The following is a 1,907-nucleotide window of genomic DNA, read 5'->3' on the forward strand; positions in this document are numbered from 1 at the left end:
TGAACGAGGTCTCGGCGCCGATCGGCAGCTGCATGACAACGGCATGCGCACCGAGGCGCGAACCGATCATCTCGACCGAGCGGTAGAAGTCGGCGCCGATCTTGTCCATCTTGTTGCAGAAGATCATGCGCGGAACGCGGTACTTGTCGGCCTGGCGCCAGACGGTCTCGGTCTGCGGCTCAACGCCGGCATTGGCATCGAGCAGCGCGATGGCGCCGTCGAGCACGCGCAGCGAACGCTCGACTTCGATGGTGAAGTCGACGTGGCCGGGGGTGTCGATGATGTTGAAGCGGTGCATCTTGCCGTCACGAGCCTTCCAGAAGGTCGTGGTCGCGGCGGAGGTGATCGTGATGCCGCGCTCCTGCTCCTGCTCCATCCAATCCATGGTGGCAGCGCCGTCGTGGACTTCGCCGATCTTGTGCGACTTGCCCGTGTAGTAGAGGACGCGCTCGGTGGTCGTCGTCTTGCCGGCGTCAATATGCGCCATGATACCGAAATTGCGGTAGTCTTCGATTTTGTATTCGCGGGCCATCGTAGCTGCCTCTCAGTCTCGTTCGCGCTTTACCAGCGGTAGTGCGCGAAAGCGCGGTTGGCTTCAGCCATCTTGTGGGTGTCTTCACGCTTCTTGACAGCCGTGCCGCGGTTGTTGGCCGCATCCATCAGCTCGCCGGAGAGGCGGTCGACCATCGTGGTCTCATTGCGATTGCGGGCCGCAGCGATCAGCCAGCGAATGGCCAATGCCTGGCGGCGCTCGGGGCGCACGTCGACCGGAACCTGGTAGGTGGCGCCACCGACACGACGCGAACGCACTTCAACATGCGGCGCGACATTGTCGAGCGCCTGATGGAAGACGGTGACCGGCTCCTGCTTGGTCTTCGACTGAACCTGGTCGAGCGCGCCGTAGACGATGGTCTCGGCGACCGACTTCTTGCCGTCATACATGACGGCGTTCATGAACTTGGTGACGATCAGATCGCCGAACTTCGGGTCCGGATTGATCTCACGCTTTTCTGCACTGTGACGACGCGACATGGTTTTTGTCTCTCAATCTCATAACCCGACGCACCCAAGGAGCGCCAAGGCCGGAAAATCTTACTTCGGACGCCCCTTACTTCGGACGCTTGGCGCCGTACTTCGAACGGCGCTGCTTGCGGTTCTTCACACCCTGCGTGTCGAGCACGCCGCGGATGATGTGGTAGCGAACGCCCGGAAGATCCTTGACGCGGCCGCCGCGGATCATCACCACGGAGTGTTCCTGAAGGTTGTGGCCTTCGCCGGGGATGTACCCGATCACTTCAAAACCATTGGTCAGGCGGATCTTGGCCACCTTGCGCAGCGCCGAGTTCGGCTTCTTCGGCGTCGTTGTATAGACGCGCGTGCAGACGCCCCGCTTCTGCGGGTTCTGCTGCATGGCCGGGACCTTGTTGCGCTTCACCGGCGCAATGCGCGGCTTGCGGATCAGCTGGTTGACGGTAGGCATTAAACCCTCTTGTCTCTCAATTCCGTGTCTCGCCCGGTCAGGGCCGCTCAAAGCGTCATTTCCATACGCAAATTCGGGCCATAAGCCGCGCCTCGCGGTCTTGCCCGAACAAAAGGCAGAGGAAGCGGAAGCCGCTTCGTGCACGCCGGAAATGTCTTTTCGCTCGTAAAACGAACCCTGTTTGAGGCAAACTCCAAAGCGTGTCGCTTCGGAAGGGAGAGCCTCACATCGGTTCTGACTGGGCGGCTTCTACTCGTAAGACCGCGGACCGTCAAGCCCGGAGCATCAAATATTGCGCGCCGACCAAGGCTTGGCAGCCATGCGAAAACCGCATGTAATTTTCTTTCGCATTTTTGCAAGAGCGAGGAAGAAAGTGACAAGCCTTCAGGCAAAGTGAATGGGTTTGCGCTGTTGCGCGGCCTTGCTT

At 60.3% G+C, this 1,907-nt stretch carries 3 protein-coding genes; all 3 read right to left on the minus strand.

The features are described from left to right. A partial coding sequence (locus tag EN984_RS32880; protein WP_127384279.1) for a GTP-binding protein occupies positions 1–532 on the minus strand: 532 nt, incomplete at its 3' end. A gap of 29 nt (positions 533–561) precedes the next feature. Continuing rightward, positions 562–1,032, minus strand: a complete 471-nt coding sequence (gene rpsG, locus EN984_RS32885) for a 30S ribosomal protein S7 (protein ID WP_008875664.1) — start codon at positions 1,030–1,032, stop codon at positions 562–564. A gap of 76 nt (positions 1,033–1,108) precedes the next feature. After that, on the minus strand, positions 1,109–1,480 hold the full coding sequence (rpsL, locus tag EN984_RS32890; protein WP_006333356.1) for a 30S ribosomal protein S12: 372 nt from the start codon (positions 1,478–1,480) through the stop codon (positions 1,109–1,111). Positions 1,481–1,907 lie beyond the last annotated feature (427 nt).

It is taken from the genome of Mesorhizobium sp. M7A.F.Ca.CA.004.12.1.1 (genome assembly GCF_003997835.1).
Taxonomy (GTDB): domain Bacteria; phylum Pseudomonadota; class Alphaproteobacteria; order Rhizobiales; family Rhizobiaceae; genus Mesorhizobium.

Coding starts and splice junctions, on each gene's coding strand:
- rpsG (WP_008875664.1), bottom strand. CDS start 1,032: ATGTCGCGTCGTCACAGTGCAGAAAAGCGTGAGATCAATCCGGACCCG.
- rpsL (WP_006333356.1), bottom strand. CDS start 1,480: ATGCCTACCGTCAACCAGCTGATCCGCAAGCCGCGCATTGCGCCGGTG.